The organism is Bradyrhizobium sp. USDA 3256, from assembly GCF_054058275.1.
Genome location: NZ_JBSSAE010000002.1, coordinates 3,550,755 through 3,576,165 on the forward strand (window position 1 = coordinate 3,550,755; position 25,411 = coordinate 3,576,165).

The 25,411-nt window shown below is 64.5% G+C and carries 25 protein-coding genes, 3 tRNA genes and 1 pseudogene; 15 read left to right on the forward strand and 14 right to left on the reverse strand.

The genetic code is table 11. The annotated features are described in order from the left end of the window. Window positions 1-101: 101 nt before the first annotated feature. The gene (locus ACVWY5_RS18395; RefSeq protein WP_050384956.1) at window positions 102-617 is read right to left on the reverse strand and encodes a MarR family winged helix-turn-helix transcriptional regulator; all 516 of its coding nucleotides are present in this window, start codon (window positions 615-617) and stop codon (window positions 102-104) included. A 140-nt stretch (window positions 618-757) separates the two neighbouring features. Between ACVWY5_RS18395 and ACVWY5_RS18400 the strand changes: the two genes are divergently transcribed. Together ACVWY5_RS18400 and ACVWY5_RS18405 are read left to right on the forward strand one after the other, a co-directional pair. Next, window positions 758-1,948: an aromatic ring-hydroxylating dioxygenase subunit alpha gene (locus tag ACVWY5_RS18400; protein ID WP_028333967.1), complete on the forward strand. Its 1,191-nt coding sequence runs from the start codon at window positions 758-760 to the stop codon at window positions 1,946-1,948. A 223-nt stretch (window positions 1,949-2,171) separates the two neighbouring features. Further along, window positions 2,172-2,738 (forward strand): annotated as a pseudogene (locus ACVWY5_RS18405) (spinster family MFS transporter); the annotation flags it as partial. On the opposite strand, the gene ACVWY5_RS18410 reads toward ACVWY5_RS18405, so the two are convergent. Both ACVWY5_RS18410 and ACVWY5_RS18415 read right to left on the reverse strand, forming a co-directional pair. Beyond that, a complete protein-coding gene (locus ACVWY5_RS18410; RefSeq protein WP_028333966.1) occupies window positions 2,735-3,553 on the reverse strand; it encodes an alpha/beta fold hydrolase in 819 nt (272 codons plus the stop codon). The pseudogene ACVWY5_RS18405 and the gene ACVWY5_RS18410 overlap by 4 nt on opposite strands. Before the next feature lie 120 nt (window positions 3,554-3,673). Next, window positions 3,674-4,687, reverse strand: a complete 1,014-nt coding sequence (locus tag ACVWY5_RS18415) for a TRAP transporter substrate-binding protein (RefSeq protein ID WP_028333965.1) — start codon at window positions 4,685-4,687, stop codon at window positions 3,674-3,676. Between the two features lie 199 nt (window positions 4,688-4,886). Between ACVWY5_RS18415 and ACVWY5_RS18420 the strand changes: the two genes are divergently transcribed. The 5 genes from ACVWY5_RS18420 (at window position 4,887) to ACVWY5_RS18440 (ending at window position 7,895) form a co-directional block, all read left to right on the forward strand. Continuing rightward, a complete protein-coding gene (locus ACVWY5_RS18420) occupies window positions 4,887-5,090 on the forward strand; it encodes a hypothetical protein (protein WP_028333964.1) in 204 nt (67 codons plus the stop codon). A gap of 193 nt (window positions 5,091-5,283) precedes the next feature. Then, window positions 5,284-5,928, forward strand: coding sequence for a haloacid dehalogenase-like hydrolase (locus ACVWY5_RS18425; RefSeq protein ID WP_028333963.1), 645 nt, complete (start codon window positions 5,284-5,286; stop codon window positions 5,926-5,928). Between the two features lie 98 nt (window positions 5,929-6,026). Continuing rightward, complete coding sequence (locus ACVWY5_RS18430) at window positions 6,027-6,227, forward strand: hypothetical protein (protein ID WP_028333962.1); 201 nt, start codon at window positions 6,027-6,029, stop codon at window positions 6,225-6,227. Window positions 6,228-6,241: 14 nt separating this feature from the next. Then, window positions 6,242-6,433, forward strand: a complete 192-nt coding sequence (locus ACVWY5_RS18435) for a hypothetical protein (protein ID WP_028333961.1) — start codon at window positions 6,242-6,244, stop codon at window positions 6,431-6,433. Window positions 6,434-6,590: 157 nt separating this feature from the next. Further along, entirely contained in the window at window positions 6,591-7,895 is a 1,305-nt protein-coding gene (locus tag ACVWY5_RS18440) for a hypothetical protein (protein WP_028333960.1), read from the forward strand. A 97-nt stretch (window positions 7,896-7,992) separates the two neighbouring features. Here ACVWY5_RS18440 and ACVWY5_RS18445 read toward each other — a convergent pair. Further along, window positions 7,993-8,069: transfer RNA gene (locus ACVWY5_RS18445), tRNA-Asp, on the reverse strand. A gap of 308 nt (window positions 8,070-8,377) precedes the next feature. Between ACVWY5_RS18445 and ACVWY5_RS18450 the strand changes: the two genes are divergently transcribed. Further along, window positions 8,378-8,701: an HU family DNA-binding protein gene (locus ACVWY5_RS18450; RefSeq protein ID WP_259171327.1), complete on the forward strand. Its 324-nt coding sequence runs from the start codon at window positions 8,378-8,380 to the stop codon at window positions 8,699-8,701. A 172-nt stretch (window positions 8,702-8,873) separates the two neighbouring features. Beyond that, entirely contained in the window at window positions 8,874-10,130 is a 1,257-nt protein-coding gene (gene pepT, locus ACVWY5_RS18455; protein ID WP_028333959.1) for a peptidase T, read from the forward strand. On the opposite strand, the gene ACVWY5_RS18460 is transcribed toward pepT, so the two are convergent. From ACVWY5_RS18460 to ACVWY5_RS18470, 3 genes are all read right to left on the reverse strand, one after another. Next, the gene (locus ACVWY5_RS18460) at window positions 10,131-10,982 is read right to left on the reverse strand and encodes a class I SAM-dependent methyltransferase (protein ID WP_028333958.1); all 852 of its coding nucleotides are present in this window, start codon (window positions 10,980-10,982) and stop codon (window positions 10,131-10,133) included. Between the two features lie 92 nt (window positions 10,983-11,074). After that, window positions 11,075-11,380, reverse strand: a complete 306-nt coding sequence (locus tag ACVWY5_RS18465) for a YciI family protein (protein WP_028333957.1) — start codon at window positions 11,378-11,380, stop codon at window positions 11,075-11,077. 23 nt (window positions 11,381-11,403) lie between these two features. Further along, on the reverse strand, window positions 11,404-11,685 hold the full coding sequence (locus ACVWY5_RS18470) for a hypothetical protein (protein ID WP_028333956.1): 282 nt from the start codon (window positions 11,683-11,685) through the stop codon (window positions 11,404-11,406). A gap of 248 nt (window positions 11,686-11,933) precedes the next feature. On the opposite strand from ACVWY5_RS18470, the gene ACVWY5_RS18475 reads away from it, so the two are divergent. Beyond that, window positions 11,934-12,143, forward strand: coding sequence for a hypothetical protein (locus ACVWY5_RS18475; RefSeq protein ID WP_016847733.1), 210 nt, complete (start codon window positions 11,934-11,936; stop codon window positions 12,141-12,143). 162 nt (window positions 12,144-12,305) lie between these two features. Here ACVWY5_RS18475 and ACVWY5_RS18480 read toward each other — a convergent pair. Next, a tRNA-Val gene (locus ACVWY5_RS18480) sits at window positions 12,306-12,382 on the reverse strand. Between the two features lie 63 nt (window positions 12,383-12,445). Next, complete coding sequence (locus tag ACVWY5_RS18485) at window positions 12,446-12,856, reverse strand: GFA family protein (RefSeq protein ID WP_028333955.1); 411 nt, start codon at window positions 12,854-12,856, stop codon at window positions 12,446-12,448. 199 nt (window positions 12,857-13,055) lie between these two features. Here ACVWY5_RS18485 and ACVWY5_RS18490 point away from each other — a divergent pair, with 199 nt between their 5' ends. The 3 genes from ACVWY5_RS18490 (at window position 13,056) to ACVWY5_RS18500 (ending at window position 15,728) form a co-directional block, all read left to right on the forward strand. Then, complete coding sequence (locus ACVWY5_RS18490) at window positions 13,056-13,724, forward strand: GntR family transcriptional regulator (RefSeq protein ID WP_028333954.1); 669 nt, start codon at window positions 13,056-13,058, stop codon at window positions 13,722-13,724. A gap of 1 nt (window position 13,725) precedes the next feature. Further along, window positions 13,726-14,937: an MFS transporter gene (locus ACVWY5_RS18495; protein ID WP_028333953.1), complete on the forward strand. Its 1,212-nt coding sequence runs from the start codon at window positions 13,726-13,728 to the stop codon at window positions 14,935-14,937. Between the two features lie 131 nt (window positions 14,938-15,068). Continuing rightward, complete coding sequence (locus tag ACVWY5_RS18500; protein ID WP_028333952.1) at window positions 15,069-15,728, forward strand: glutathione S-transferase family protein; 660 nt, start codon at window positions 15,069-15,071, stop codon at window positions 15,726-15,728. Window positions 15,729-15,794: 66 nt separating this feature from the next. On the opposite strand, the gene lon is transcribed toward ACVWY5_RS18500, so the two are convergent. The 5 genes from lon to ACVWY5_RS18525 all read right to left on the reverse strand — a co-directional run bounded on the left by lon (window position 15,795) and on the right by ACVWY5_RS18525 (window position 22,746). After that, window positions 15,795-18,224: an endopeptidase La gene (gene lon / locus ACVWY5_RS18505; protein WP_028333951.1), complete on the reverse strand. Its 2,430-nt coding sequence runs from the start codon at window positions 18,222-18,224 to the stop codon at window positions 15,795-15,797. A 322-nt stretch (window positions 18,225-18,546) separates the two neighbouring features. Continuing rightward, window positions 18,547-19,821 carry an ATP-dependent Clp protease ATP-binding subunit ClpX gene (clpX, locus tag ACVWY5_RS18510; protein ID WP_018271869.1) on the reverse strand — a complete coding sequence of 425 codons (1,275 nt, stop codon included), beginning with the start codon at window positions 19,819-19,821 and terminating at the stop codon, window positions 18,547-18,549. A 441-nt stretch (window positions 19,822-20,262) separates the two neighbouring features. After that, window positions 20,263-20,898, reverse strand: coding sequence for an ATP-dependent Clp protease proteolytic subunit (locus ACVWY5_RS18515; protein ID WP_016847729.1), 636 nt, complete (start codon window positions 20,896-20,898; stop codon window positions 20,263-20,265). Between the two features lie 240 nt (window positions 20,899-21,138). After that, a complete protein-coding gene (tig, locus tag ACVWY5_RS18520; protein ID WP_028333950.1) occupies window positions 21,139-22,497 on the reverse strand; it encodes a trigger factor in 1,359 nt (452 codons plus the stop codon). A gap of 164 nt (window positions 22,498-22,661) precedes the next feature. Beyond that, window positions 22,662-22,746 (reverse strand) — tRNA-Leu (locus tag ACVWY5_RS18525). Between the two features lie 136 nt (window positions 22,747-22,882). Here ACVWY5_RS18525 and ACVWY5_RS18530 point away from each other — a divergent pair. Beyond that, window positions 22,883-24,235, forward strand: a complete 1,353-nt coding sequence (locus ACVWY5_RS18530) for a multicopper oxidase domain-containing protein (protein ID WP_051376121.1) — start codon at window positions 22,883-22,885, stop codon at window positions 24,233-24,235. 18 nt (window positions 24,236-24,253) lie between these two features. Next, the gene (locus tag ACVWY5_RS18535; protein ID WP_028333948.1) at window positions 24,254-25,339 is read left to right on the forward strand and encodes an enolase C-terminal domain-like protein; all 1,086 of its coding nucleotides are present in this window, start codon (window positions 24,254-24,256) and stop codon (window positions 25,337-25,339) included. The last annotated feature ends 72 nt before the right edge of the window (window positions 25,340-25,411 follow it).

Consider the following 25,411-nt stretch of genomic DNA (forward strand, 5'->3'; position numbering starts at 1 on the left):
TTTACCGTCCTTCCCGTGGGCTCTTGGCCTCATCAGGCGGATGCGCTTGCCTCCATTGGTAACGCCGCGGCAGCCATCCTGTGCCCTGCGCTCTCCCCATATCAGCCCAGCCCCCGTTCGGCAGCGAGCATCTCGGCGGCCGTCAGGGTGAGCCGATCGATGTGTCCGAGCAGCAGCTCGAGATCCCCCGGCGCAAGCTGTTCCAGCAGGCGCCGGTTTCGCTCCTGGGCGCCGGCCACGATGGCGTCATGGGCAGCCAGGCCGGCCTTGGTGAGAGAGACCAGGGTCTCCCGATTGTCGCGCGGATTGGCCGCCTTCGCCACCAGCTTGCGCGCCACGAGCTCGGCGAGCGCCCGGCTGATCTGCCCCTTGTCCATGCCGACGGCCTCGGCGAGCCGCACCACGCTCATCGGCGGCCGCCGGCCGAGCGAGGCGACCAGACCGAACTCGACCGAGGACAGGCCGGTCAGGCGCTTGTAGCGCAGCATCGCGCCGCGCCTGAGCAGGTTCGCCAGCACCATCAGCCGCGACGACATCATCGCGGTGATCGGTGCCAGTTCGGAATCGACAACGGCCTCCGGCGGCAAGGCCCTCTCAGTCCTGAGCTTCTCGGTCATCACCAACCTCTGCCAACCTCTGCCAACAAAGCCGCGCGCTGCCAAGCTTAACGATATCGGTGACATTGTCATCCATCTATCGTTGACTTGGTCAACGATAGATCAGCCGCCGGCGCCCGACTAGCGGCGGGGAGGACAACATGACGATCACCCAGCGGGACCGCGATCTCGGCACGGCCTATGCGATGAAGCCGTCCAGCACCCGGACCGAGCTCACCTCGGTCGGCCGGGGCACACCGATGGGCGAGCTGTTGCGCCGGTATTGGCACCCGGTCGGCCTCGCCGGTGACGCCACCGATATCCCCAGAAAAGTCCGCGCACTTGGCGAAGACCTGATCCTGTTCCGCGACCGGCATGGCCGGGCCGGCCTGCTGCATGCGCGCTGCTGCCACCGCGGCACCACGCTCTATTACGGCAAGGTCGAGGAAGACGGCATCCGCTGCTGCTATCACGGCTGGAAGTTCGACACCGAGGGCCGCTGCCTCGAACAACCCTGCGAGCCCGACGGCGGCCTGTTCAAGGACAAGGTACGCCAGCCCTGGTATCCAGTGCAGGAACGCTACGGCCTGATCTTCGCCTATATGGGGCCGGCCGAGAAAAGGCCGGTGCTGCCGCGCTACGAGTGCCTGGAGAAAATGGACGACGGCGAGTTCGTCGAGGCCGACGATTCCTCGATCGGCGGCGGCGGCCCTGCCGTGGTCCCTTGCAACTGGCTGCAGCATTTCGAGAACGTTGCCGACCCCTACCATGTGCCGGTGCTGCACGGCTCGTTCTCAGGGCCGCAGTTCAACAACATGATGGCCTCGATGCCCGAGGTGAAGTTCGAGATGTCGCCGCGCGGCGTCGCGGTGCGTTCGATCCGCAGGCAAGACGACGGCAAGATGTTCTATCGCGTCACCGAGGCCGCCCTCCCCACATTGCGCGTCGTGCCCAATCCGCGCGTCGCGCAGTTCGCGCGCGTCGAATCGATCGGCTGGACCTTGCCGATCGACGACACCTCGTTTCGCATCTACGTCGCCGGCCGGGTCAAGAACGCGGGCGATATCGGGCGGATGCGCTCGAAGTTCAACGGCAAGTTCTGGTGGGACATGACCGAGGCCGAGCACCAGCAATTCCCCGGCGACTACGAGGCCCAGGTCGGCCAGGGCGCGGTGACGATCCATTCCGAAGAGCATTTTGGCCAGAGCGACCGCGGCATCCTGATGATCCGCCGGATGCTCGCTGACCAGCTCAAGGCCATGGCCACCGGCCGCGACCCGATCGGGGTGTCGTTCGACGCCGACACGAGGCCGGTCGAATTCGAGGCGGGGAACTACATCCGCGAGGCGTAAGGCCCGCGCAAAAAGAGGATCGGGGGAGGAAGTCATGGTCGATGTCGCACCGCACGCGGCCGCGCCAACGCAAGCTGCGGCCGCGCCCTCGGCGCGCCGCTACTACGTCCTCGCCTTGCTCACGATCATCTACGCTCTCAACTTCCTCGACCATCTTCAACGTGCTGATCGAACCGATCAAGAAGGAGTTCACGCTCAGCGACACCACGATGGGGCTGCTCGCACCAACTACGCTACCGCGGCGTGGATCCCGCCGTTCCTGGCGCGCATCCATCACCTCACCAGCGCCGAGATCGGCACCTATGCCGGCACCTTCAAGGGTCTCGCCGGCATGGCGGGCACGTTGATCGGCGGCCTCGTGGTGGCGCAGATCGGCCGCCGCGACGACCGCTGGAAGCTGTGGGCGCCCGCGATCATGTCCGGCCTCGCCGGCCCGGTGTTCGCGCTGTGCATGCTGACGCAAAGCTTCACGCTGATGGTCGCGACCCTGGCACTGACCTCGTTCATGCTCGGCTTCCATCTCGGCCCGATCTTCGCGATCGCGCAGACGGTGGCAAAGCCCAGCATGCGCGCGCTGGCCTCGGCGATCGTGCTGCTGACCGCGACCTGCTTCGGCCAGGGCGTCGGCCCCCTCGCCGTCGGCATGATCAACGACGCGCTGAAAGGCACCTACGGCGTCGATGCGGTTCGCTACTCGCTGTTGTCGGCCGCGCTCATGACGACGCTCGGCGCCCTGCTGTTCGTCTGGGCGGCACGCGCGATCCGCGCCGACATCGCGCGCGCCAGTTAGCTGTCGATGAAGGCCAGCAGGTCGGCCATCAAATGCGCGCTGTGCGTCAGCGGCAACGCGTGCGGCGCGCCTTCATAGACGGCGAGCCTGCTTCCTCTGATCAGCTTTGCCGTCTTCGCGCCGGTCAGCTCGAGGGGCGCGCTGGCATCCTTGTCGCCATGCACGATCAGCGTCGCGCGATCGATCGCGCTCGCGGCGGCGCGCAGATCGGCAAAGGAAATGGTCTTGCGGCAAGCCAGCGCCACCGGCAGCGGCACGCTCAGCATCATTTCCCTGATCCAGGCCCGGGTCACCTCGGGCGTGTCGGGCATGAAGAACGGCGTCTCGTTCTCGCCCATCCATTTCGAAAAGTCCTGCGCGATCGCCGCATTTTGCGCGTCGACCATCGCTCTCGGCACGGCGTCCGGATTGTCCTCGGTCTGCACGATGAACGGCGTGGTCGGCGCCACCAGCACCAGCCGTGCGATGCGCTTTGCGCCGTGCCGCGCCAGATAGTTCACTGCCTCGATCGATCCCATCGAATGCGCGACGATCGTGACGTCGTGGAGATCATGCTGCTCGATCACGGCGGCGACGTCATCGGTCAGCGTGTCGAGATCGTATCCCGCCATCGGCATGTCGGAGCGGCCATGTCCGCGCCGGTCAGGTGCGATGCAGCGATAGCCCTTGGCGTTCAGCGCCACGATCTGGCTGCCCCAGATGCTGGAATTGAACGTCCAGGCAGCGAGCAGCAGCACCGGCCGGCCCGAACCCCAATCCTGCACGAACAGCTTTGTGCCGTCCCTGGCGGTTGCATAAAGCGGTTGGCTGGCCATCGTGTATCTCCCTTTGCGGATCGATCGGCACTCATCGCCGCCGATGCACCGACCATCGCAAAGGGAGATCGCACGCGCGATTACGCGTCAGGTAATCGCGCGTGTGATGTCAGGCGGCGCTCACGTCAGCTTGCCGGTGTATTTCTCCAGCGCTGCCCAGGCGTCCGCGCCATAGGTCTTCTGCCACTGCGTGTAGAAGCCGGCCTTCACCAACGCGGCCCTGAACTGCACGGGATCGGGCTTGTTGAAGGTCATGCCCTTCTCGGTCAGCTCGGCCTGCAGCGAGCTATCCATCTCGACCAGATCGGTGCGCTCCTTCACCGCCGCGGCGTCGAACGCGGCATTGATGAGCTCGAGCAGATCGGGCGGCAGGCCGGCCATCGCGCGGCGGTTCCCGAGGATCCAGTAACCGCTCCAGCAATGGTTCGAGAGCGCGCAGAATTTCTGCACCTCGTAGAGCTTGCCGGTCGAAACCTGCGCCAGCGGGTTCTCCTGCCCTTCGACGATGTGGGTCTGCAGCGCCGAATAGAGCTCGCTGTAGGAGATGCTCGACGGCAGCGCGCCGAGCCCTGAGAACAGCGACGTCAGCAATGCCGTCACCGGCACGCGAATTTTAAAGCCCTTGAGATCGTCGACGCTGTTGAGCTGCCGGCTCGACGACGAGGTGATCTGACGAAAGCCGTTGTCCCAGACCTTCTTCAGCGGCACGACGCCGGTCTTCGTGATCGCCTCGCGCACGAGGTCGCCGACGCCGCCGTCCATCGCCGCCCAGACCTGGTCGTAGGACTGGAAGGCAAAGCCGATGCTGGGCAACCCCGACAGCGGCACCAGCGTCGACAGTGTCATGCTGGGCGCCGCCAGCAGCTCGATCCCGCCGGCCCGGACCTGCGACAGCATCTCCGGATCGCCGCCGAGCTGGCTGTTGGCGAACACCGTGATGTTGACCCGGCCGGACGACTGGGCGCCGACCGCCTTGGCGGCCTCAGTCAGGCGGATTGTTAGCGGATGGGTTTCCGGAGTGTTGACGCCGAGCTTGAAGTCGAACTCGGCCGCCGCAACGGCGCGCTTACCAAACATCGTAGCGGCGAGTGCCGCGGAGCCGGTTCCAAGCACCCGGCGTCGGGTTAGTCTCATTGTTTTCATTATTGTTTTTCTCCCAAGGGCGTTTCCGCGCCTGGGGCAGTTTTAGCCGGCCGCCAGTGTGACGCAAGGCACGGTGAAACCAATCCGCCCGTGGCACGAAACCATTTCCCGGAACTCACGAAACGATCCGGAAACAGATGGGGCTTACCAGTAACTGCCATAGACGGCGCAGAGACGCCCGGAGGCGACCATGAACCACTCGATCCATTCAGCTGACCGCGCGACCCATCTCAAGATTGTGGTGGTTGCCCTTGTTGCGGGGATCGGGATCGCGGCGCTCGGCATTTCGGCCCGGAACAACGCGGATTTCACCCAGACTGCTCAGACCACCCAGGTCATCAAGGCCGGCAAACCGGTGGCGATCACCTCGTCGGGCACCTCCACGGTCCGCTAAGGATTTCTGCCGGCTTCCGCAGGCAACACGGCCGCCCTCGGGCGGCCTTTTTCGTTGGTCCTGATCGTCTTGAGCTCGGACGAGCATGGTGTGGCCTTTGCGAGCGAGTTCGGCTACGGCGATTGCCGGACCACGGAGACCGGAGTGCGCGCGATCGACGCGTGCAAGGTCGCAACCCGGCTGAGTGCCGCGAATGACTGAGCCTCGCCTCGCCGGCGACTACATTGCGAAGCCGCAGGATGCTTCCCGCACCGACGGGGCGCCCCCTTTGCTCGGCCTCCCGGCATCGCTGCCGCTGGTGCTCGACCTCGACGGCACGCTGATCACGGGCGACCTGCTCCATCTCAGCTTCTTCTCGATCCTGCGCCGCAATCCGCTGATCGTCGTTTCATGCGCCGCCTGGCTGACGCGCGGCCGCGCGGCGCTGAAGCGCCGGCTCGCACAGCACCAGCGCATCGACTGGAGCCGGATCGAACTGCACCAGGACGTCGTCGCATTGGCCGAGCGCGAGAACGCGGCCGGCCGCCGCATCGTGCTGGCAACGGCGGCCGAAGCGCTGCTCGCAGAGAAGCTGGCGTCGCGTCTGCCCTGGATCGACCAGGTGCTTGCCTCCGATGGTGAACACAATCTCAAGGGCGCCAACAAGGCCGACCTGTTGCAAAGGACATTTCCCGGGGGCTTCATCTACGCCGGCGACAGCGCCTCCGACCTCGCGGTCTGGGCCCACGCCGCCGGCATCATCACCGTCAATGCCCGCAATGCCGTGCGCGCCGCCGCGGCCGGGCTCGGCAGGCCGACGCTGCATCTGCAGGGCCGCGCGGCCGCAGCGAAATCTTAATCGCACCCTAACGCGGTCGTTCGATTGCAATCCGCTCCGCGACCCCAGTCTTAAAAGTTGCCCGGCTAAGGTCGACGACAACAAAGGCGCAGGCCACAATGAATTTGCAGCAGCAAGTAATTTCAACCGGCTTCAAGATCATCTGCACGGATTGCGGTAGCCTGGCGATCAAGGTCGCCGATCCGGCGCATGCATCCGGCGACACGATCATCGAATGCCGCCGCTGCAACGCGGTGCGCGGCACTGTGGCGGACTTGCACAATTTGGCGCGGCGCGGCCGCGACCTGTTCGAATTCTAACCGCGACCCCGCCAATGCTGTCAGACCCGAAGGCGACCACGCAGAGCGACGTTCCCTTGGACACGGTCTGGTCGATCCTCGAGGCCGCCAACGAATTGGGCGACACCCACACGGTTGACGCCTGCCGCCGCATCATCGACGCCAATTTGCGCGGCGAGGCGCCGGGACAATCCGACCTCAACGCGGTCGCCGCATTCTTTGCCTGATCAAGGCAAGGTATTGCCGTTCTGTGAATTCAATAGGGCATCGCGGTGACGAATGGCCCGGCAGAAACATAACAACACAGACCGAGATATTGCTTAACTTGCGTCGTCCAGGGCCGACCGGCTAGCTGCCTGGCAGCTTTCGGATTCGGACGGACCGATGACATTGACGCGCGGTGACCTGGTTGTCGGGGTCACGATCCCCGGGTTCTTCGTCCTCAGCGTCGCCTCGATGATCGCCTGTGGGCACGCATTCCCGGCGATGCATGTCTGGCGATCCGGCATCACCGCGCAAGCCGTCCTCGGCACCGCCATCATGGTCGCATTCGTCCCGGCGTTCGTCGCGGCACGATTCAGCTTCGGTTATCTGGTCGGCTTCTCGCTGCTGTCAGCCGTGTTCGGCTTCGTCTGGCTCAGTTTCTTCAGCGCGTTCGACTATCCGCACGCCATCGCCCGCTGGGCCATGATCGCCGCGCTGGCCGCCGTGATGATCCCTCTGATGCTGCAGAATATCTCGGCTTGGCGGCCCGATCTGTCCGAAGCGGCCGTCAAGCGCATCGCGGTTCTGCTGCTGGTGTCGTGCCTCGCCGTGCTGGTGGCCGATGTCTCCTACGGGGCCAATCTTGGCAATCCCTATGGCGCAGCCCGCACCGCCGTCGTGCGGCCGGCGCTAATGAACTATCTCACCGGGGTCATGATCGGCGCGGTCCTGCCCTACCTGTTCGCGCATTTCGCATCGCGCAGCCGATGGATGCCGGCGGCCGGGGTGCTGCTGCTTGCGCTTTGCTTCTATCCCGTCGTCAACAACAAGACCGTCCTGCTGCTGCCGATCTGGCTACCGTTTCTGTTCTGGCTGTACGGCCGGTTCGACCCGCGGCTGGCCACGGTGCTCGCATTTCTGATCCCGATGATCGTCGGCCTTTTGGCTTTCGCCATTCTCGTCGCCGACAAGACCTACATCGTGTTCAGCACCGTCAATCTGCGCTTCGTCGCGATCCCGTCGCTCGCGCTCGATCAATACGCCGACTTCTTTGCGCACCGCGAACTCACCCGGTTCTGCCAGATCACCGTCCTGCGGTACATGACCGCGTGCCCGTACGGCGAGCTCGGCCCGACCCTCGGAGCGATTTATCAGGACGGCAATTTCAACGCGTCTTTCCTCGCCACCGAGGGCATCGCGTCGGTCGGTCTTGCGCTCGCCCCGGTGTCGGCTTTCGTCTGCGGCCTGATCCTGTCGGTGGGATCGATGGTCTCAAAGCACCTGTCGCCGCGCTTCATCGCGGTTTCGTCGGGCATCGCAGTTCAGGCGATCATGAATGTGCCGCTCACGACAGGCCTGCTGTCGAACGGGATAGCGCTGCTGTTCCTGCTGTGGTGGCTGACGCCCGAACAGCGCGTGGCATTATCGGTCAGGCCCGAGCAGGCCGCTCAACCCGTCAGCGTTGCCGGCCTCGCGGCGTCCTGATCTGTCGCGGCAGTCTGAGGAAGGCAACTCGTTACGGCACCGGTCCAGAGGGACCAATGGTTTCGGGCCAAACACGCTGCTAAGTCATTGAAATGAATGGCGCGAGAGACGGGACTCGAACCCGCGGCCTCCGCCGTGACAGGGCGGCGCTCTAACCAACTGAGCTACTCCCGCGGATGCCGATCATCGGATTGATCCGCGCAGGACCGAGGGCATAAAGGCCCGCATCCGGTTAGTCAAGGACGTTGCGGATCCCTGCACAGCGTCGGCATTTTCGCGGCACGTACGCGGGTTGTCGCCTGTTTTCAGGGGAAACGGCGTAGTCAGCGAAGCCCCGAATCAAATAAGGCCTGATACGTCTGGGTTTCCTGTGGCCAGCCCGGCGCTGCCCGTTCCTGGAACCGGCGGTTTTCAGGACTTGTCCGGACGCATTTTCCCGACGCGAACGGCGCGCCATTCGCGTGAAAAGCAGCAATCCAGCCATTCAGCAACGAGGAGGGCCAGACATGGCGAAGAAAGCAGCGACACCGGCGACGATCACGCTGAAGCATTTGGCGGCGGCCATCGCCGAGGAGCAGGAGCTGTCGAAGAAGCAGGCCGAGGCGATCCTGACCGACATGGTCACAAGGATCACCAAGCACCTCAAGAAGGGCGAGCGCATCAGGATCGTCGGCCTCGGCATCCTGCAGGTCCGCAAGCGCGCCGCCCGCATGGGCCGCAACCCGGCGACCGGCGAACAGATCCACATCAAGGCCAGCAAGAAGGTCGCCTTCCGCGCCGCCAAGGAGCTGAAAGAAGCCGTCTAGCGCCTACTCTCTCCGTTAAGGCAAAGCGCCATTCCGGCTCGTGACGCGGCCCCGGAGTGGCGCTTTTCTGTTATAGGATTGTCCTACGAAGCTCGCCTTGACGCGGTTTGCTCGCGCGAACCAACTTCGCCAAAGCGCATTGTTCCTATCTCCTGTTTTTTGCGCGGTTTTCATGCTGGCACCGGCTCTCGACTTCAAGCACACCGTCACCGAGCGCTTCCTGCGCTATGTCGTGATCGATACCCAGTCAGACCCGGATTCACCCACCACGCCTTCCACCGAGAAGCAGAAGAATCTCGGGCGCCTGCTGGTCGCCGAGCTGCAGGCCATGGGGATATCCGACGCGCATCTTGATCCGCACGGATACGTCTACGCGACGATCCCGGCCAATACCGACAAGACGGTGCCGGTGATCTGCTTCTGCTCGCACATGGACACCTCTCCCGACTGCACCGGCAAGAACGTCAGGCCGCAGGTCGTGAAGAACTACCGCGGCGGCGACATCGTGCTGCCCGCCGATGCCTCGCAGGTGATCCGCGCCGCCGAGCACGAAGCACTGGCCGACCAGATCGGCAACGACATCATCACCACCGACGGCACCACCCTGCTCGGCGCCGACAACAAGGCGGGCCTTGCCGAGATCATGGACGCCGCGCATTTCCTGATCACCAATCCGCAGGTGAAGCACGGCACCATCAAGATCCTGTTCACGCCGGACGAGGAGATCGGCCGCGGCGTCGACAAGGTCGACATCAAGAAGCTCGGGGCCGATTTCGGCTACACCATGGACGGCGAGACAGCCGGCCATATCGAGGACGAGACCTTCTCGGCCGACGGCGCCAGCATCATCATCGAAGGCGTCGCGACCCATCCGGGCTTCGCCAAGGGCAAGATGGAGCACGCGATCAAGATCGCCGCCGCGATCGTCGATCGCCTGCCCAAGGACACCTGCTCGCCCGAGACCACCGAGGGCAAGGAAGGCTTCCTGCATCCGGTCGCGATCTCGGGCGCGCTGGAGAACGCGCGGATCGACTTCATCGTGCGCGATTTCACCGAGGCCGGCCTGAAGCAGAAGGAAGCGCTGCTGGAAGACATCGTGAACGATGTCATGAAGGGCTATCCGCGCTCGACCTACCGCATGGAGGTCAAGCAGCAGTACCGTAACATGAAGGATGTGATCGATCGCCACCCGCAGATCGTGGCCTATGCGATCGAGGCGATCGAGCGCGCCGGCCTCACGCCGGTGAAGACCTCGATCCGCGGCGGCACGGACGGCTCGCGGCTGTCCTTCATGGGACTGCCCTGCCCGAACATCTTCGCCGGCGAGCACGCGTTCCATTCGCGGCTCGAATGGGTCAGCCGGCAGGACATGGAGAAGGCCGTGCAGACCATCGTGCACCTGGCGATGATCTGGGAAGAGAAGACCTGATCAGGCCCGCGCGGTCACGATCCAGATCGCGCCGGGCAGCAGCACGGCATCGCCCTTCACAAAAGGCGCCAGCGCCTCGCGCATCGAGGCGATCGCGGCATCGCGCACCTCATCCGGGTGCCCTTCCAGCGCGCGGCTGGCCGGCCCGATCTCGAGCGCGCCCTGGATCGCGGCATCGATGCCGCGCCCGGTCGCGACATCGAGCTCAACCCGGCACGGCTCCATGGCAATGCCGGAGAAGCCGGCTTCGCCCAGGATCCGCTTCACGCGGGCCTCGGAGGCGAACGCGAACGGGCCGGGATCCTCGGGCCCTAGCGGCGGCAGTTTCGGCACGTGCTTGTAGACGGCAGCAAGCGGCGTCATGAAGAACGGATTTTCGCGCGGCTCCTGCCAGCAGGCGAAGGCGAGACGGCCGGTCGGCTTCATCGCCTTGCGCAGATTGGCGAACGACGTCACGGGATCGGCAAAGAACATCACGCCAAAGCGCGAGGCCAACAGATCGAAGCTCTCGCTGACAAACGGATAGATGGTGGCGTCGGCCAGCGCGAACTCGACCGGCAAACCCTGCGGCGCGCTCTGCCGCGCCCGCGTCAGCATCGGCTCCGAGACATCGACGCCGAGCACGTGGCCAGCGGGCGCGACCTTGGCCGCCAGCGCGAAGCTCGAGGCGCCGCTGCCACAGCCGACATCGACGACGCGTTGGCCGGCTTTCGGCGCGGCGCGATCGACCAGGAGGTCGAGCACCGGCTGCAGCACGATATCCTGCGCGGCCTGCCGCGTGGCCCAGCGCTGACCGCCCGGCCCGTTCCAATAAGCAATCTGGTCGGCGTTCTGCGGATGGCCAGCGTTCATGCGATCGAAACCTTGTGAGGAAGCTTCTGTTGTCTCATGTTTGGGCATGATCTCTTTCGGAAAACAGCTTCGCACTTTTTCCGGATCATGCCCTAGCAGCTCTCGCGCGTCGCGGCGCGCAGCATCGGCATCAGCTGATAGGTGAATCCGGCATCCGCCTTGGTGACGGGATCGTTGGCGACGATCTCCTGCGGATCGGCATCGTCAGGCAGTTGCAGCACGCCGAGGCCCCAGACGCCGGAGGGATCGGCGACCGGTCCGAACACCAGCGCCTTGCCGGCCTGCAGCAGTTCGCCGCAATAGGCGACGTGCGCCTGCACGATGGCGGCTTCCTGCGGCGTCATATCCTGAGGAAAGGTCGGGCGCGGTCCGGTCAATTTGCAGACGTAGTATTTCATCGACCTGATCCGCGCTCGGAGCTTTATTTGGCGGCTGCGCTCGTGGGCTTGGCCGGTTTCGGCTTCGCGGCATTCGCCTTGGGCGTGCCCTGCCCGTCGCTGCGCGCGATGCCCCAGGGATCGGTCGGTTTCTGATCCGGCACACCGCTGAGCGCACGCTGATAGGCGCGCTGTTGCCGCGCCTCGTTGGCCGCATCGGCCGGCGACTTCTCGACCTCTTCGCGATAGCGCTGAACGTGATCCGACTGTGCGAATGCGGGTCCGGCAATCATGGTGAGAAGAAAAATCGCGGCGAGTTTGCGCATGCATCAAGTTCCCGGTTAGGCGTACAGAATAGCATCGCTGCAGCGTCGGCATCAAATCTGGGCGCGTGACTTTCGGCATCTTTCGCACCATCGGGTATCGAATGACATTCGGCACGCCAGCGCGGAGCAAGCGCGGTCACGGCCATCCCCATGAGACTACCCCACGGCCGGGATCGCGCCCTCTCCGCGCGTTCACCGAGAGCCATGCAATGGCCTTACTCCGCAGGGCTCATCAACCAGAGGCGGCTTTGCAGCTCGTGAAACACCGCGCCACCGTCATCCTGCGCGAGCATGTGCAAGCGGAGGCCGAGCTGGTCGGACGAGCCGCGGTTCTCACCGATGGAACCGCAGGGACCGTCGAGGGCGTGTTTCTGGACGAATCTCACGGGTTGCGCATCTCGATCAAGGGCCACATCGGGAAGTGGCCGATCGCGACCATCAGGATGCTGCAACCGTAGGGCCGGATCCGAAGGGGGAAGCACGCCCGCACGCGTTTAGGCAGCCAGTCCGCCTGCGCACTTCGAGCTTTGGCGTGACAGCCTTCGCCCTGCGAACCGAACAAGCGGATGAATTCGTGCTCAAAGGCTGGCTTGCCCAGCCGTAGCCCGCAGGACGAAGGCTGGTAGGCGGCGAGAGATTCGAACTCCCGACCCTCTCGGTGTAAACGAGATGCTCTAACCAGCTGAGCTAGCCGCCCTTACCTGCGCGCCTCTTTAGCCTCGCCTGCCCCCGAGGCGCAAGGCCGCAACGCCTCAATCCGTCAGCACCAGTCCGTCGGGCGCGCTGGCAATTCCTTGAGATCATTGATCCATGGCGCGGCGGAGCGGCACCAGACCTGGCGTCGCGGGGTCAATTGGCCGCGCTGGCGAATGCTGCCCCAGCGGATGCCCCAGTCGTCGGGCCCGCCGTCCTCGCCGCTCGTGAACAGCGGCGAACCGCAGTCGCCGCAAAAGTGCTGGAAACGGATTCGGCCGTTATCGCCCCGCTTGCCGTAGACCTTCGGCGCACCTCCGGTCAGCCGCACCTGTTCGGCGTCGCAGATCACCGTGACGCGGTAGGGCGAGCCGGTCAGCGCCTGACAGTCCGTGCAATGGCAGATCGACACCCGTTCGGGATCGATCTCGGCCTGATAAGTGATAGCCCCGCAATGGCATTGCCCGTCGATGTGCATCTGGCGCTCTCCAATTCCGTCAAACAAAGCAGCCGCCGTGAGCGCGGTTCCATTGTCCAGGGCCCTGGCTCTCGGCCCACCTCCTTTAACGGAGCAACGCCGGTATCCCGTACCCGCATTGTTTGGGATACCAAATCGGGATACGAAAGCCGTCTGATCGAGATTCCACGCCCGCCAAGGAGCGGCCAAGGACGGCGCCATGTCGCAGATGCTTCAGATCCATGACCAGCTCCGGGAGATGATCCTGTCGCTCGACCTGGGCCCCGGCGAGCGGCTGACCGAGCGCTGGCTGGAGAGCCGGTTCGAGGGATCGCGCACGCCGATCCGTGCCGCGCTGGTCCGGCTCGAAGGCGAAGAGCTGGTGCGCCGCGACGGCCGCAACTGGATCGTCGCACCGATCGACCTCGGTGAGCTGGAGGCGCTTGCCGAGTTCCGGATTCCGCTGGAGACGACGGCGGTGCGCCTCGCCTGCGCGCGGGCGAGCGCAGCCGATATCGCCGGCGTCGAGGAGATGCTGGATGCCTGCCAGTCCGGCGCGCCGCGCGAGGAATGGCATCGGGTCGGCACCGATTTCCATGTCGAGATCGCGCGGCTCTCCGGCAATCCCTTCATCGTCAAGGCGATCGCCGGCGCCATGACCCGGCTGTCACGCGCGCGCTGGCTGGAAGTGTGGACCGAGCCGTCGCGCGAGCAGGCCTGGCGCGAGCACCGGCGCATCCTCGGCTTCATCAAGGCCGACGATCCGGAGGCCGCCGCGCGCGAGGCCGCCGACCACATCACCGATACCCGCGATCGCCTGCTGCGTTCGCTGAACGAGGATCGCCGCGGCCTGCGGGCGCGCGGCTTCGCCGTGATCGGGTTGCGCTGACATGAACATCGAAGTCGATCGCGAAGCCCTGCTCGACGCGGGCCCCTGGAAACGCAATTTGATCGTCTGCGTGTTCGGCTCCTTCACGACAATCGTGGGGATGACGCTGCTGCTGCCGTTCCTGCCGCTCTATGTCGAGCAGCTCGGCGTGACCGATCATGCCGCGATCGTGCAATGGTCGGGCGTCGCCTATGGCGCGGCCTTCTTCAGCGCGGCGCTGACGGCGCCGCTGTGGGGACGGCTCGCCGATCGCTACGGCCGCAAGCTGATGCTGATCCGCGCCAGCCTCGGCATGGCCGTCGCGATGTCGCTGATCGGCATGGCGCACAATGTCTATGAGCTGGTTGGCTTGCGGCTGCTGACCGGCCTGCTCGGCGGCTACGCCTCGGGCTCGACCGTGCTGGTCGCGGCGCAGACGCCGAAGGCGCGCTCCGGCTGGGCGATCGGCGTGCTGTCGGCCGGCATCATGGCCGGCAGCCTGGTCGGTCCCTTGATTGGCGGCGTGCTGCCGGGGCTGATCGGCATCCGCGCGACCTTCTTCCTGATCGGCGGCGTCATCTTCTTCACCTTCCTCGGCACCACGTTCCTGATCCGCGAGGAAGCGCGCCCGAAGACGGCGAAAGGCGGCAAGGCGCGTGGCGGCTGGTCGCTGGTCCCGGACAAGCGCCCTGTCGTCGCGATGTGGGGAACCGGCCTGCTGCTGATGGTCGCCAACATGTCGATCGAGCCGATCATCACGGTCTATGTCGCGCAACTGGTCGAGGCGCCGCAGGTCACGTTCGTGGCCGGCGTCGTGATGTCGGCGACGGCCTTCGGCAGCCTGCTGTCGTCCTCGCATCTCGGCAAGCTGGCCGATCGGGTCGGCCACTGGCGGATCATCACCATCTGCCTTGCGGTCTCCGCGCTGCTGCTGATCCCCCAGGCCTTCGTGGTCAGCGGCTGGCAGTTGATCCTGCTGCGCTTCCTGATGGGGCTCGCGCTCGGCGGCCTCCTGCCCTGCATCGCGAGCGTGATCCGGCACAACGTGCCTGATGCGGTCACCGGCAGCATGCTCGGCTACTCGATCTCGGCGCAATATGCCGGCCAGGTGATCGGCCCGCTCGCCGGCGGCTTCATCGGCGGCCATATCGGCATGCCCGCGGTGTTCCTCGGCACCAGCGTGCTGATGGCACTCGGCGCGATCGGCAATTTCGTCGTCGAAAGGAAAGAGTAGTTCCGGCGCCGGCGTACCCACGTCGGCGGCTCGATCATTCCGTACCGCAACGACGAAAAAGCCAGTCGGGGTGTCGGAACACGCGCCATTGGTTCGTTCTTTGCTGTGAAGCCAGCAAATGGAGATACCCAATGGCCGACCTGACGCTTACCACCTTCGATTGGGTTCCGGAGATGCCGCGGGGATTTGTGCGCGACCTCCGCGTGCGCTGGGCATTGGAGGAGGCGCGCTTGCCGTATCGCGTTGCAAGCGTGCCGTTTCGCGATCGGAGCCCCGAGCACTTCGCGCACCAGCCGTTCGGTCAGGTGCCGTGGCTGACCGACGGCGACGTCTCGATCTTCGAGAGCGGCGCGATCCTGCTGCATCTCGGCGAGCGCAGCGACGCGCTGCTGCCGACCGATCCGCGCCAGCGCAGCGAGGCTTTGAAATGGCTGTTCGCAGCGCTCAACTCGGTCGAGATGGCGAGCCTGCCCTGGTCGCTCCTGGTGTTCTCGGGCGAGAGCGGCGGCACGTCGGCATGGACACGCTTCGACGGCTTCCTGCAATCCCGGCTTAGGCACATGGAGCCGGTGCTGACGGGTCGCAAATGGCTGGCCGGGCCGTTCTCCGTCGCCGACATTCTCATGGCGGATGTGCTGCGCCTGGTCGACCGCTTCGACGGACTGGCGGAATATCCCGCGTGTCGCGACTACGTCGCGCGTGCCACGGCGCGGCCGGCTTTCGCAAAGGCGCATGCCGATCAGATGGCGCACTTTGCCGCCGCGGACAGAGCCGCAGCCTTCCCGACCTGATCGCGAACAGCGAAAACAAAAACGGCGCCCGAAGGCGCCGTTTTCTTATGTCGATCGGAGCTCGCTTCAGTGCGCCGTCAGGCCACCGGACGCCTCATCCGAAGCATCGGGCTTGACGTCGACCTTGCTGGTCTCCTCTTCCCAGACGATCGGCGCGGGCACGCGGACCAGCGCCTTGGCGACAACCTCATCCAGCCGCGAGACCGGAATGATGTCCATGCCGCCCTTGATCGCATCGGAGATCTCCGTGAGATCCTTGGCGTTGTCCTCCGGGATCAGCACCGTCTTGATGCCACCGCGGGCGGCAGCCAGGAGCTTCTCCTTCAGACCGCCAATCGGCAGCACGCGACCACGCAGCGTGATCTCGCCGGTCATCGCGACATCGTGGCGGACCGGGATGCCGGTCATGACCGAGATGATCGCGGTGGCCATCGCCACACCGGCGGACGGACCGTCCTTCGGCGTCGCGCCCTCCGGCACGTGAACGTGGATGTCGCGGCGGTCGAACATCGGCGGTTCGATGCCGTAGACGATCGCACGCGAGCGGACGTAGGACGCCGCCGCCGAGATCGACTCCTTCATCACGTCGCGCAGATTGCCCGTGACGGTCATCTTGCCCTTGCCGGGCATCATGACGCCTTCGATGGTGAGCAACTCGCCGCCGACATCGGTCCAGGCCAGACCGGTGACGATACCGACCTGATCCTCGTCGTCGATCTCGCCGAAGCGATACTTCGGAACGCCGAGGAACTCTTCGATGTTCGCCTCGGTCACCTTCACCGACTTCTTCTTGGAGATCATCAGCTCCTTCACCGCCTTGCGGGCGAGTGTGGAGAGCTCACGCTCCAGGTTACGCACGCCCGCTTCGCGGGTGTAGCGGCGGATCATCAAGAGCAAGGCCGCGTCGTCGATCGACCATTCCTTGGAGTCCAGACCGTGCTTGGACAGCGCGCTCGGGATCAGATGCTTGCGCGCGATCTCGACCTTCTCGTTCTCCGTGTAGCCGGCGATCCGGATGATCTCCATGCGGTCCATCAGCGGGCCAGGAATATTCAGCGTATTCGCGGTCGTGATGAACATCACGTTGGACAGGTCGTAGTCGACCTCCAGGTAGTGGTCGTTGAAGGTCGAGTTCTGCTCGGGGTCCAAGACCTCAAGCAGCGCCGACGACGGATCGCCGCGGAAATCGGCGCCCATCTTGTCGATCTCGTCCAGCAGGAACAGCGGGTTCGAGGTCTTCGCCTTGCGCATCGACTGGATGATCTTGCCGGGCATCGAGCCGATATAGGTGCGGCGGTGACCGCGGATCTCGGCCTCGTCACGCACGCCGCCGAGCGACACGCGCACGAATTCGCGCCCCGTGGCCTTCGCGATCGACTTGCCGAGCGAGGTCTTGCCGACGCCGGGAGGCCCGACCAGGCACAGGATCGGTCCAGTCAGCTTGTTGGCGCGCGACTGCACCGCGAGATATTCGACGATGCGGTCCTTGACCTTCTCGAGCCCGTAGTGATCGGAGTCCAGCACCGCCTGCGCGGCCTCGAGGTCCTTCTTGACCTTGGACTTCTTGCCCCACGGGATCGACAGCAGCCAATCCAGATAGTTGCGCACGACGGTCGCTTCCGCGGACATCGGCGACATCTGGCGCAACTTCTTCAGCTCGTGCTGGGCTTTCTCGCGCGCTTCCTTGGACAGCTTGGTCTTGGAGATCTTCTCCTCCAGATCGGCCAGCTCGTCGCGACCTTCGTCGTCGCCGAGCTCCTTCTGGATCGCCTTCATCTGCTCGTTCAAGTAATACTCGCGCTGGGTCTTCTCCATCTGGCGCTTGACGCGCGAGCGGATGCGCTTCTCGACCTGCAACACCGAGATCTCGCTCTCCATCAGGCCCAGCACCTTCTCCAGGCGCTGCGTGACGGACAACGTCTCCAGGATCGCTTGCCGATCGGCGATCTTGACCGCGAGATGCGAGGCAACGGTATCGCCGAGCTTGGCGAAATCGGTGATCGCCTGAACCACGCCGACGACTTCGGCGGAGATCTTCTTGTTCAGCTTCACATAGCTTTCGAAGTCGGACACGACCGAACGCGCCAGCGCCTCGGCTTCGACCGAGTTGGCGTCAGTGTCGGCGAGCGCGACCGCGGTCGCCTCGTAATATTCGCTGCGGTCGGAATACTTCTCGACGCGCGCGCGCTCGAGACCCTCGACCAGCACCTTCACGGTGCCGTCGGGCAGTTTCAGGAGCTGCAGGACGCTGGCGAGCGTACCGGTCTCGTAAATTGAATCGGGTGCCGGATCGTCATCGGACGCGTTCTTCTGCGTCGCGAGCATGATCAGCGCGTCGTTCTTCATCACCTCTTCGAGCGCGCGGATCGATTTCTCGCGGCCGACGAACAGCGGCACGATCATGTGCGGGAAGACGACGATGTCGCGGAGCGGCAGCACCGGATAGGAGTGGCTTTCGCCGTGGACGATCGTTGGCCGGGGTTTTGAGGTCGTCATGGCCTAATCCTTTTGTTGTGCCCCCTTGCACGCAGTCCGCCTGCTTGCGCAACCGCCACAAGGTGCCTTGGTGATGCGGAATGCGAATGCTGTCGGCAGCCGCTTATTCCGCATCGTGAAGCGACGAATCTCAACGGATGAGATCCCTCACCGATAGCATTAGGTGGCTATCAGGCGGGGGGGTGTCAAGTCTCAGAAGTGTCGGGAAATATAGGCTAAACAAGCATTTGCTGCTACGCCGCAAGGGCGCCGCTGCTGCGCCATGGCGGCCGCCGGAGCGTCCGGCAGCCGCGCATTTTTGACGGGTCGAGATGAGCGCCGTTTAGGCGCTCGCGCTGCTCTCGACAGCGCGGTCGGAACGATCCGCGTAGATGTAGAGCGGACGCGCCGTTCCCTCGACGACCTCGCGCGAGATCACGACTTCCTCGACGCCTTCCAGGCCCGGGAGGTCGAACATGGTTTCGAGCAGGATGCTCTCCAGGATCGACCGCAGGCCGCGCGCGCCGGTCTTGCGCTCGATCGCCTTGCGGGCGACCGCGCCAAGCGCCTCGTCGGCGAAAGTCAGCTCGATGTTCTCCATCTCGAACAGCCGCTGGTATTGCTTCACCAGCGCGTTCTTCGGATCGGTCAGGATCTTCTTCAGCGAGGTCTCGTCGAGGTCCTCCAGCGTGGCAACGACGGGCAGACGGCCGACGAATTCCGGGATCAGGCCGTACTTCAGCAGGTCTTCCGGCTCGACGTGACGGAAAATCTCGCCGGTGCGGCGATCCTCCGGCGCGAGCACCTGCGCCGCGAAGCCGATCGAGGTCGAGCGGCCGCGCGCGGAGATGATCTTCTCGAGGCCCGAGAACGCACCGCCGCAGATGAACAGGATGTTGGTGGTATCCACCTGCAGGAACTCCTGCTGCGGATGCTTGCGGCCGCCCTGCGGCGGGACCGAGGCCACCGTGCCTTCCATGATCTTCAGCAGCGCCTGCTGGACACCCTCGCCCGACACATCGCGGGTGATCGAGGGGTTGTCCGACTTGCGGCTGATCTTGTCGATCTCGTCGATATAGACGATGCCGCGCTGCGCGCGCTCGACATTGTAGTCGGCGGCCTGCAGCAGCTTCAGGATGATGTTCTCGACGTCCTCGCCGACATAGCCGGCTTCGGTCAACGTCGTCGCATCCGCCATCGTGAAGGGCACGTCGAGGATGCGGGCCAACGTCTGCGCGAGCAGCGTCTTGCCCGAACCGGTCGGACCGATCAGCAGGATGTTCGACTTTGCCAGTTCGACGTCGTTGTGCTTGGTCTGATGGTTAAGCCGCTTGTAGTGGTTGTGGACAGCGACCGACAGCACCTTCTTGGCATGGCTCTGGCCGATCACGTAGTCGTCCAGGACCTTGCAGATTTCCTTCGGCGTCGGGATGCCGTCGCGCGACTTCACCAGCGAGGACTTGTTCTCCTCGCGAATGATGTCCATGCACAGTTCGACACACTCGTCGCAAATGAAGACAGTCGGTCCGGCAATCAGCTTGCGAACTTCATGCTGGCTCTTGCCGCAGAACGAGCAATATAGCGTGTTCTTGGCGTCGCTCGTGCCGACCTTACTCATTCATTATCTCCGTCCGCCGTTCGATCTCGTTTGCCAGATCGACCCAATCCGGCACACAACCGGGTTGTTGGGTAGATAGAGCAAATTCCGTACCAAAAAAGACCCTACGCAATACTGACCGTGTGGATCACGGTTTATTCGAATCTCCGCGATCATAGCCGATGCATCACAGCCAACCATGCTGGCACCCGACTATCAAGAATTCGCTAATCGGATGGCCGGCTCAACACCGTGACAATACCGTGATTTTCAACGATCGCACGTGGAATACGCGTCGAAATCCACGGAACGTTGCGGGATTACCACGTCAGTATATGAGCACGAAACCGGAACTTTCCGCCCGCGCGCATGCACCCGCGGGCCGGTCACCACCCTGCTTTTGCCGGTTATGTGAGGCGTCAATGTGGAGATCACACCGACGCCTCGAGATACCTGCCCAGATCAGGCGGCCTTCGCGGCGGCCGGATCGTCCGGACGCTTGTCGATGACCTTGTCGACGAGGCCGAACGCCTTGGCGTCCTCGGCGGTAAGGAACTTGTCGCGCTCCAGCGCGTCCTCGATCGCCTTGTAGGTCTGGCCGGTATGCTTCACGTAGATTTCGTTGAGGCGCTTCTTGAGATTCAGTATCTCCTGCGCGTGCAGCATGATGTCGGTGGCCTGGCCCTGGAAGCCGCCGGAGGGCTGGTGCACCATGATGCGGGAATTCGGCAGCGTAAAGCGCATGTCCTTCTCGCCGGCAGCCAGCAGCAGCGAGCCCATCGAGGCCGCCTGCCCCGTGCACAGCGTCGATACCGGCGGACGGATGAACTGCATCGTGTCGTAGATCGCGAGGCCCGACGTCACCACGCCACCCGGCGAGTTGATGTACATCGAGATTTCCTTCTTCGGATTCTCGGCCTCGAGGAACAGCAGCTGCGCGACGATCAGCGTCGACATGCCGTCTTCCACCGGACCTGTGACGAAGATGATGCGCTCTTTCAAAAGGCGCGAGAAAATGTCGTAGGCGCGTTCGCCGCGATTGGTCTGCTCGACGACCATCGGCACGAGGTTCATGTAGGTTTCAACGGGATCGCGCATGAAAGAACCCAAGGGTTAGGGGTGATGCAGAACTTTGCTCAAGACTACTTGGCTCAAGACTACTGCCTCAAGGCTTAACCCAGATATGGGCCAATTTCCGGCCGACAAGGCCGTCAACTCGCCGCACTAGCCACCTGGGCAGGTCGCAGAAGTTCAAGCTGATTCGCGTCTTCGCGCCTAGCGACGGGGACCCTCGCCAGGCGCGCTTTCGCGGTTCATCATTAACGCGAGGTGCCGAAATTAAGCGGCAGTTTTCTCGGCGTCTTCATCCTTGAACAGCTCCTCCTTGGTGACCTTCTTCTCGGTCACGCTGGCGAGCTCCAGGACGAAGTCGACGACCTTGTCCTCGTAGATCGGGGCGCGGAGCTGGGCCAGCGCCTGGGCGTTGCTGCGGTAGTAGTCCCAGACTTCCTTTTCGCGGCCGGGCATCTGGCGTGCACGCTCGATCACGGCGCGCGACACCTCGTCGTCGGTCACGGTGATCTTGTTCTTCTCGCCGATCTCCGACAGCACGAGGCCGAGGCGGACGCGGCGGTCGGCGATCTTGTGGTACTCCTCCTTTGCCGCTTCCTCGGTGGTGTTCTCGTCGGCGAAGGTCTTGCCGGACGAGTCCATCTCGGCCTTGATCGAGTTCCACATCAGGTTGAACTCTTCGGCGACAAGCGACGGCGGCGCCTCGAATTTGTGGCTCTCGTCGAGCCGGTCGAGCAGCGCGCGCTTGACCTTCTGACGGGTGGCGCCGGCGAACTCGGCCGTCAGGCGCTCGCGGGCGGCTTCCTTCAGCTTGTCGAGCGACTCCAGGCCAAGCGTCTTGGCGAACTCGTCGTCGATCGTGGTCTCACCGGGCGCCTCGATCAGCGTCGCGGTGGTCTCGAACTCGGCCGGCTGGCCGGCGAGCTTCTCGTTCAGATAGTTCTTCGGGAACGAGACCTTCAGCGTGCGGGTCTCATTGGTGCCGATGCCGATCAGCTGCTCCTCGAAGCCCGGGATGAACTGGCCGGCGCCGATCACGACCTGGATGCCCTCGCCGGTGCCGCCCTCGAACGCTTCACCGTTGATGGTGCCCTTGAAGCTGATGGTGACGCGGTCGCCCTTCTCCGCCGCACCTTCGGCCTTGGCATTGTACGGGCGGCTGCCTTCGGCGATCCGCTTGATGGCATCGTCGACATCGGCGTCGGAGACTTCGACCACCGGCTTCTCGACCGAGAACGACTTGAAATCGGCGAGCTGGATCGGCGGCACGACCTCGATCGCGACGGTGTAGGTCAGGTCGGTCTTGCCCGACAGCAATTCCTCGACCTGGTCCTTCTCGGTCGGCATCGTGATCTTCGGCTCGCCGGCGAGGCGGAAGCCGCGATCCTCGAAGATCTGCCGGTTGGTATCGCTGATGGTCTGGTCGATGGTCTCGGCCATCACCGACCGGCCGTAGATCTTCTTCAGATGCGCCACCGGCACCTTGCCGGGACGGAAGCCGTTGAGACGGACCTTGTCCTTGAGGTCGACCAGCTTGGCGTCGGCCTTGGCATCGAGATCGGATGCCGGGACGCTGATCTTGAATTCGTGCTTCAATCCCTCGTTGAGGGTCTCGGTGACCTGCATGGTATCAATCTTCTTCCGCTTTTGCCGCGGCCCGAGCGGCCGTGGCAGTGTTCAATCTGTTCGACGATGGACCTTGCGGCCTAACGTCTGTGGGTTCGGCGAACCCTCACCCCGTCGGGGCCAAAGGTTCTCCAAGAATTCGTCATGCAAACGCTGTAAGCGCTTGGTGCGGGCGGAGGGACTCGAACCCCCACAACTTTCGTCACTGGAACCTAAATCCAGCGCGTCTACCAGTTCCGCCACGCCCGCGCGAAAAGCATCCCAGTCCGGCCGCGATGCCGCGGGCGGCCGGGCTTATAACATGCGCCCACCGGTTCGCAGCAAAAAAATGGCCGCTGTTGAGCCCGCCCTGCGACCGATCGCGACTGGACAGGTACACTTGAAAATGGTCCGCATCGGCCGGATGACAAGTCCTCCCGCAAGTCCCGAATTTTCACTCACCCGGCGCAGCCTGATCGCCGCCCTTGGGGCCGCGGCGCTTTGCCCCGCTCTGCCGGCCACCGGCGCGGCACAGGGCCGGATCGCGGTCGCGCTCCAGGCCAAACCCGACCGGATCTCGCTTCGTCCGGGCAACGGACCGGGTCGTGGCGGACCGGAGATACCGGTCTGGTCACTCGGCAGCGGCGACCTCCGCTTCAAGCGCGGCGAGATCCTTGACGTCACCTTTGGCAATGACCTGCCGGTCGCGGCCGCGCTGGATTGCCGCGGGCTCGACGGCGTCGCGGCGGCGGAGCCGCTGGCCTCCCGGGCGCTGCTTGCCGCCGGGGGAAAGGATAGCTTCCAGCTGCCGCTTCGGCATGCCGGCACCTTCCTGTGCGAGCCGCTGATCGGCGATGGCGGCACCGCACCGGCACGGCCGCGACCGCTGATCGTGACCGGCACCTCGCCGGTCGCGATCGATCGCGACGAGGTCTTGCTGATCGAGGAGTGGCGCCTGCGGCCGGACGGAAGCGCAATCCCGGCCGGCAATGATCCAAAAGATTCGACGCGAATTCATACGATTAACGGCAAAACCTCATACGATATCTCGGCACCGGCCAATGCCCGGCTCAGACTCCGCTTTATCAACGGCAGCCAACGCAGCGTGCTGGCGGTCAAGCTGGAGAACCTTGACGTCCGAGTGATGGCCATCGACGGCCAGCCGGCCGAACCGTTTCCGGCCCGCAACGGTGCGCTGGTACTGGCTCCCGGCGGCCGCACCGATGTGTTCGTCGACGCGGCCGGACCGGCCGGAACCAGCTTCGCGATCCTGCTGCACGACGGCACGCTGGCCCGCCCGGTCGGCAAGCTGGCCGTCTCGAACGACCCGCCGGTCCGCCCGGCGCCGTTCCCGCCGGCTCCACCGCTGCCCGGCAACGACATGCCAGCCCAGCTCGATCTCAAGAGCGCCGCAAGGTTCGAGCTAACCCTCGGCACGCCGACCGAATGGTTCCGCCCGGCGGACTTCAAGCCATCGGCCGCGCCGGCCTTTCAGGCCAAAGCCGGCCGGCCGGCCGTGCTGGCGCTGACCAATCGCGGCCCGGTCGCCAGCGTCTTTCATCTGCACGGCCATCATTTTCGTCTGCTCGATCGGCTCGACGACGGCTGGAAGCCGTTCTGGCTCGACACGCTTGCGGTCGAACCGGGCCAGACCCAGCGCATCGCCTTCCTCGCCGAATATCCGGGCCGCTATCTGATCGAGCAGGTCGCGACCGACTGGGCCGCGCCGCGGCTCGTCCGATGGTACAGTGTCCAATAACAAAAAGAGGAAACGTCCATGAGCCAGACAGTTGCAGCGATCCGCGGAGTTCGTGCGCGAAGCGTCGTGGTGCCGCTCAAGCGCCCTGTGAAGAACGCCTTCGGCGTGATCGATTCCGGCCCGCTGGTTCTGATCGATGTCGAGACCGACCAAGGCGTTACCGGCCGCACCTACATCTTCGCCTACAGCAAGCTCACGCTTAAACCTCTTGCCTATCTGATCGAGGAGATCGGCCGCGAACTCATCGGCAAGCCGGTCGCGCCGTTCGACCTGATGAAGGCAATGGACGCCAAGTTTCGGCTGCTCGGCTGGCAGGGCCTGGTCGGCATGGCGGTATCCGGTCTCGACATGGCGTATTGGGATGTAGTCGGCCAGCTCGCCGGCCGGCCGCTGGTCGAACTGCTCGGTGGCTCGGCGAAGCCGATCAAGGCCTATGACAGCTATGGCGTGGTCGATCCCGTCGCCGACGAGCGCGCGCTGCGGCGCTCGCTCGACCAGGGCTTTCGCGGCATCAAGATCAAGGGCGGCGACGGAGATGCCGCCAATGACGAGCGCGTCGTGAAGGGCGTGCGCACCCTGCTCGGTCCCGACATCGCGTTGATGATCGACTTCAACCAGTCGCTCGATCCGGCGGAGGCGACCCGCCGCATCGCCCGCCTTGCGCCCTACGATCTGCACTGGATCGAGGAGCCGGTGCCGCAGGAGAGCCTGTCCGGCCACGCAAAAGTCCGCGAGACCTCACCGACGCCGATCCAGGCCGGCGAGAACTGGTGGTTTCCGCGCGGCTTCGCCGAAGCGATCGCCGCCGGCGCATCGGACTTCATCATGCCCGACGTCATGAAGGTCGGCGGCGTCACCGGCTGGATGCAGGTCGCAGGACAAGCCGACGCCGCATCGATTCCGATGTCGAGCCATTTGTTCGCGGAGGTCAGCGCGCATCTGCTCGCGGTGACGCCGACCGCGCACTGGCTCGAATTCCTCGACTTCGCCGGCTCCATCCTCACAAGGCCCGCCGAGATCGTCGACGGCGCGGTGACCGCCAAGGGTCCCGGGCTCGGCATCGAGTGGAACGAGCCGGCGGTGGCGAAGTATCTCATGAGCTAGTCCCAGACGGTAATCCGTAGGATGGGTGGAGCGCAGCGATACCTATCATCTGGCCGCGCGGAGATTGATGAG

Excerpts from the sequence above, each read along its gene's own strand:
- ACVWY5_RS18395 (WP_050384956.1), bottom strand. The coding sequence starts at position 617 with ATGACCGAGAAGCTCAGGACTGAGAGGGCCTTGCCGCCGGAGGCCGTT.
- ACVWY5_RS18400 (WP_028333967.1), top strand. The coding sequence starts at position 758 with ATGACGATCACCCAGCGGGACCGCGATCTCGGCACGGCCTATGCGATG.
- ACVWY5_RS18410 (WP_028333966.1), bottom strand. The coding sequence starts at position 3,553 with ATGGCCAGCCAACCGCTTTATGCAACCGCCAGGGACGGCACAAAGCTG.
- ACVWY5_RS18415 (WP_028333965.1), bottom strand. The coding sequence starts at position 4,687 with ATGAGACTAACCCGACGCCGGGTGCTTGGAACCGGCTCCGCGGCACTC.
- ACVWY5_RS18420 (WP_028333964.1), top strand. The coding sequence starts at position 4,887 with ATGAACCACTCGATCCATTCAGCTGACCGCGCGACCCATCTCAAGATT.
- ACVWY5_RS18425 (WP_028333963.1), top strand. The coding sequence starts at position 5,284 with ATGACTGAGCCTCGCCTCGCCGGCGACTACATTGCGAAGCCGCAGGAT.
- ACVWY5_RS18430 (WP_028333962.1), top strand. The coding sequence starts at position 6,027 with ATGAATTTGCAGCAGCAAGTAATTTCAACCGGCTTCAAGATCATCTGC.
- ACVWY5_RS18435 (WP_028333961.1), top strand. The coding sequence starts at position 6,242 with ATGCTGTCAGACCCGAAGGCGACCACGCAGAGCGACGTTCCCTTGGAC.
- ACVWY5_RS18440 (WP_028333960.1), top strand. The coding sequence starts at position 6,591 with ATGACATTGACGCGCGGTGACCTGGTTGTCGGGGTCACGATCCCCGGG.
- pepT (WP_028333959.1), top strand. The coding sequence starts at position 8,874 with ATGCTGGCACCGGCTCTCGACTTCAAGCACACCGTCACCGAGCGCTTC.
- ACVWY5_RS18460 (WP_028333958.1), bottom strand. The coding sequence starts at position 10,982 with ATGAACGCTGGCCATCCGCAGAACGCCGACCAGATTGCTTATTGGAAC.
- ACVWY5_RS18465 (WP_028333957.1), bottom strand. The coding sequence starts at position 11,380 with ATGAAATACTACGTCTGCAAATTGACCGGACCGCGCCCGACCTTTCCT.
- ACVWY5_RS18470 (WP_028333956.1), bottom strand. The coding sequence starts at position 11,685 with ATGCGCAAACTCGCCGCGATTTTTCTTCTCACCATGATTGCCGGACCC.
- ACVWY5_RS18485 (WP_028333955.1), bottom strand. The coding sequence starts at position 12,856 with ATGCACATCGACGGGCAATGCCATTGCGGGGCTATCACTTATCAGGCC.
- ACVWY5_RS18490 (WP_028333954.1), top strand. The coding sequence starts at position 13,056 with ATGTCGCAGATGCTTCAGATCCATGACCAGCTCCGGGAGATGATCCTG.
- ACVWY5_RS18495 (WP_028333953.1), top strand. The coding sequence starts at position 13,726 with ATGAACATCGAAGTCGATCGCGAAGCCCTGCTCGACGCGGGCCCCTGG.
- ACVWY5_RS18500 (WP_028333952.1), top strand. The coding sequence starts at position 15,069 with ATGGCCGACCTGACGCTTACCACCTTCGATTGGGTTCCGGAGATGCCG.
- lon (WP_028333951.1), bottom strand. The coding sequence starts at position 18,224 with ATGACGACCTCAAAACCCCGGCCAACGATCGTCCACGGCGAAAGCCAC.
- clpX (WP_018271869.1), bottom strand. The coding sequence starts at position 19,821 with ATGAGTAAGGTCGGCACGAGCGACGCCAAGAACACGCTATATTGCTCG.
- ACVWY5_RS18515 (WP_016847729.1), bottom strand. The coding sequence starts at position 20,898 with ATGCGCGATCCCGTTGAAACCTACATGAACCTCGTGCCGATGGTCGTC.
- tig (WP_028333950.1), bottom strand. The coding sequence starts at position 22,497 with ATGCAGGTCACCGAGACCCTCAACGAGGGATTGAAGCACGAATTCAAG.
- ACVWY5_RS18530 (WP_051376121.1), top strand. The coding sequence starts at position 22,883 with ATGGTCCGCATCGGCCGGATGACAAGTCCTCCCGCAAGTCCCGAATTT.
- ACVWY5_RS18535 (WP_028333948.1), top strand. The coding sequence starts at position 24,254 with ATGAGCCAGACAGTTGCAGCGATCCGCGGAGTTCGTGCGCGAAGCGTC.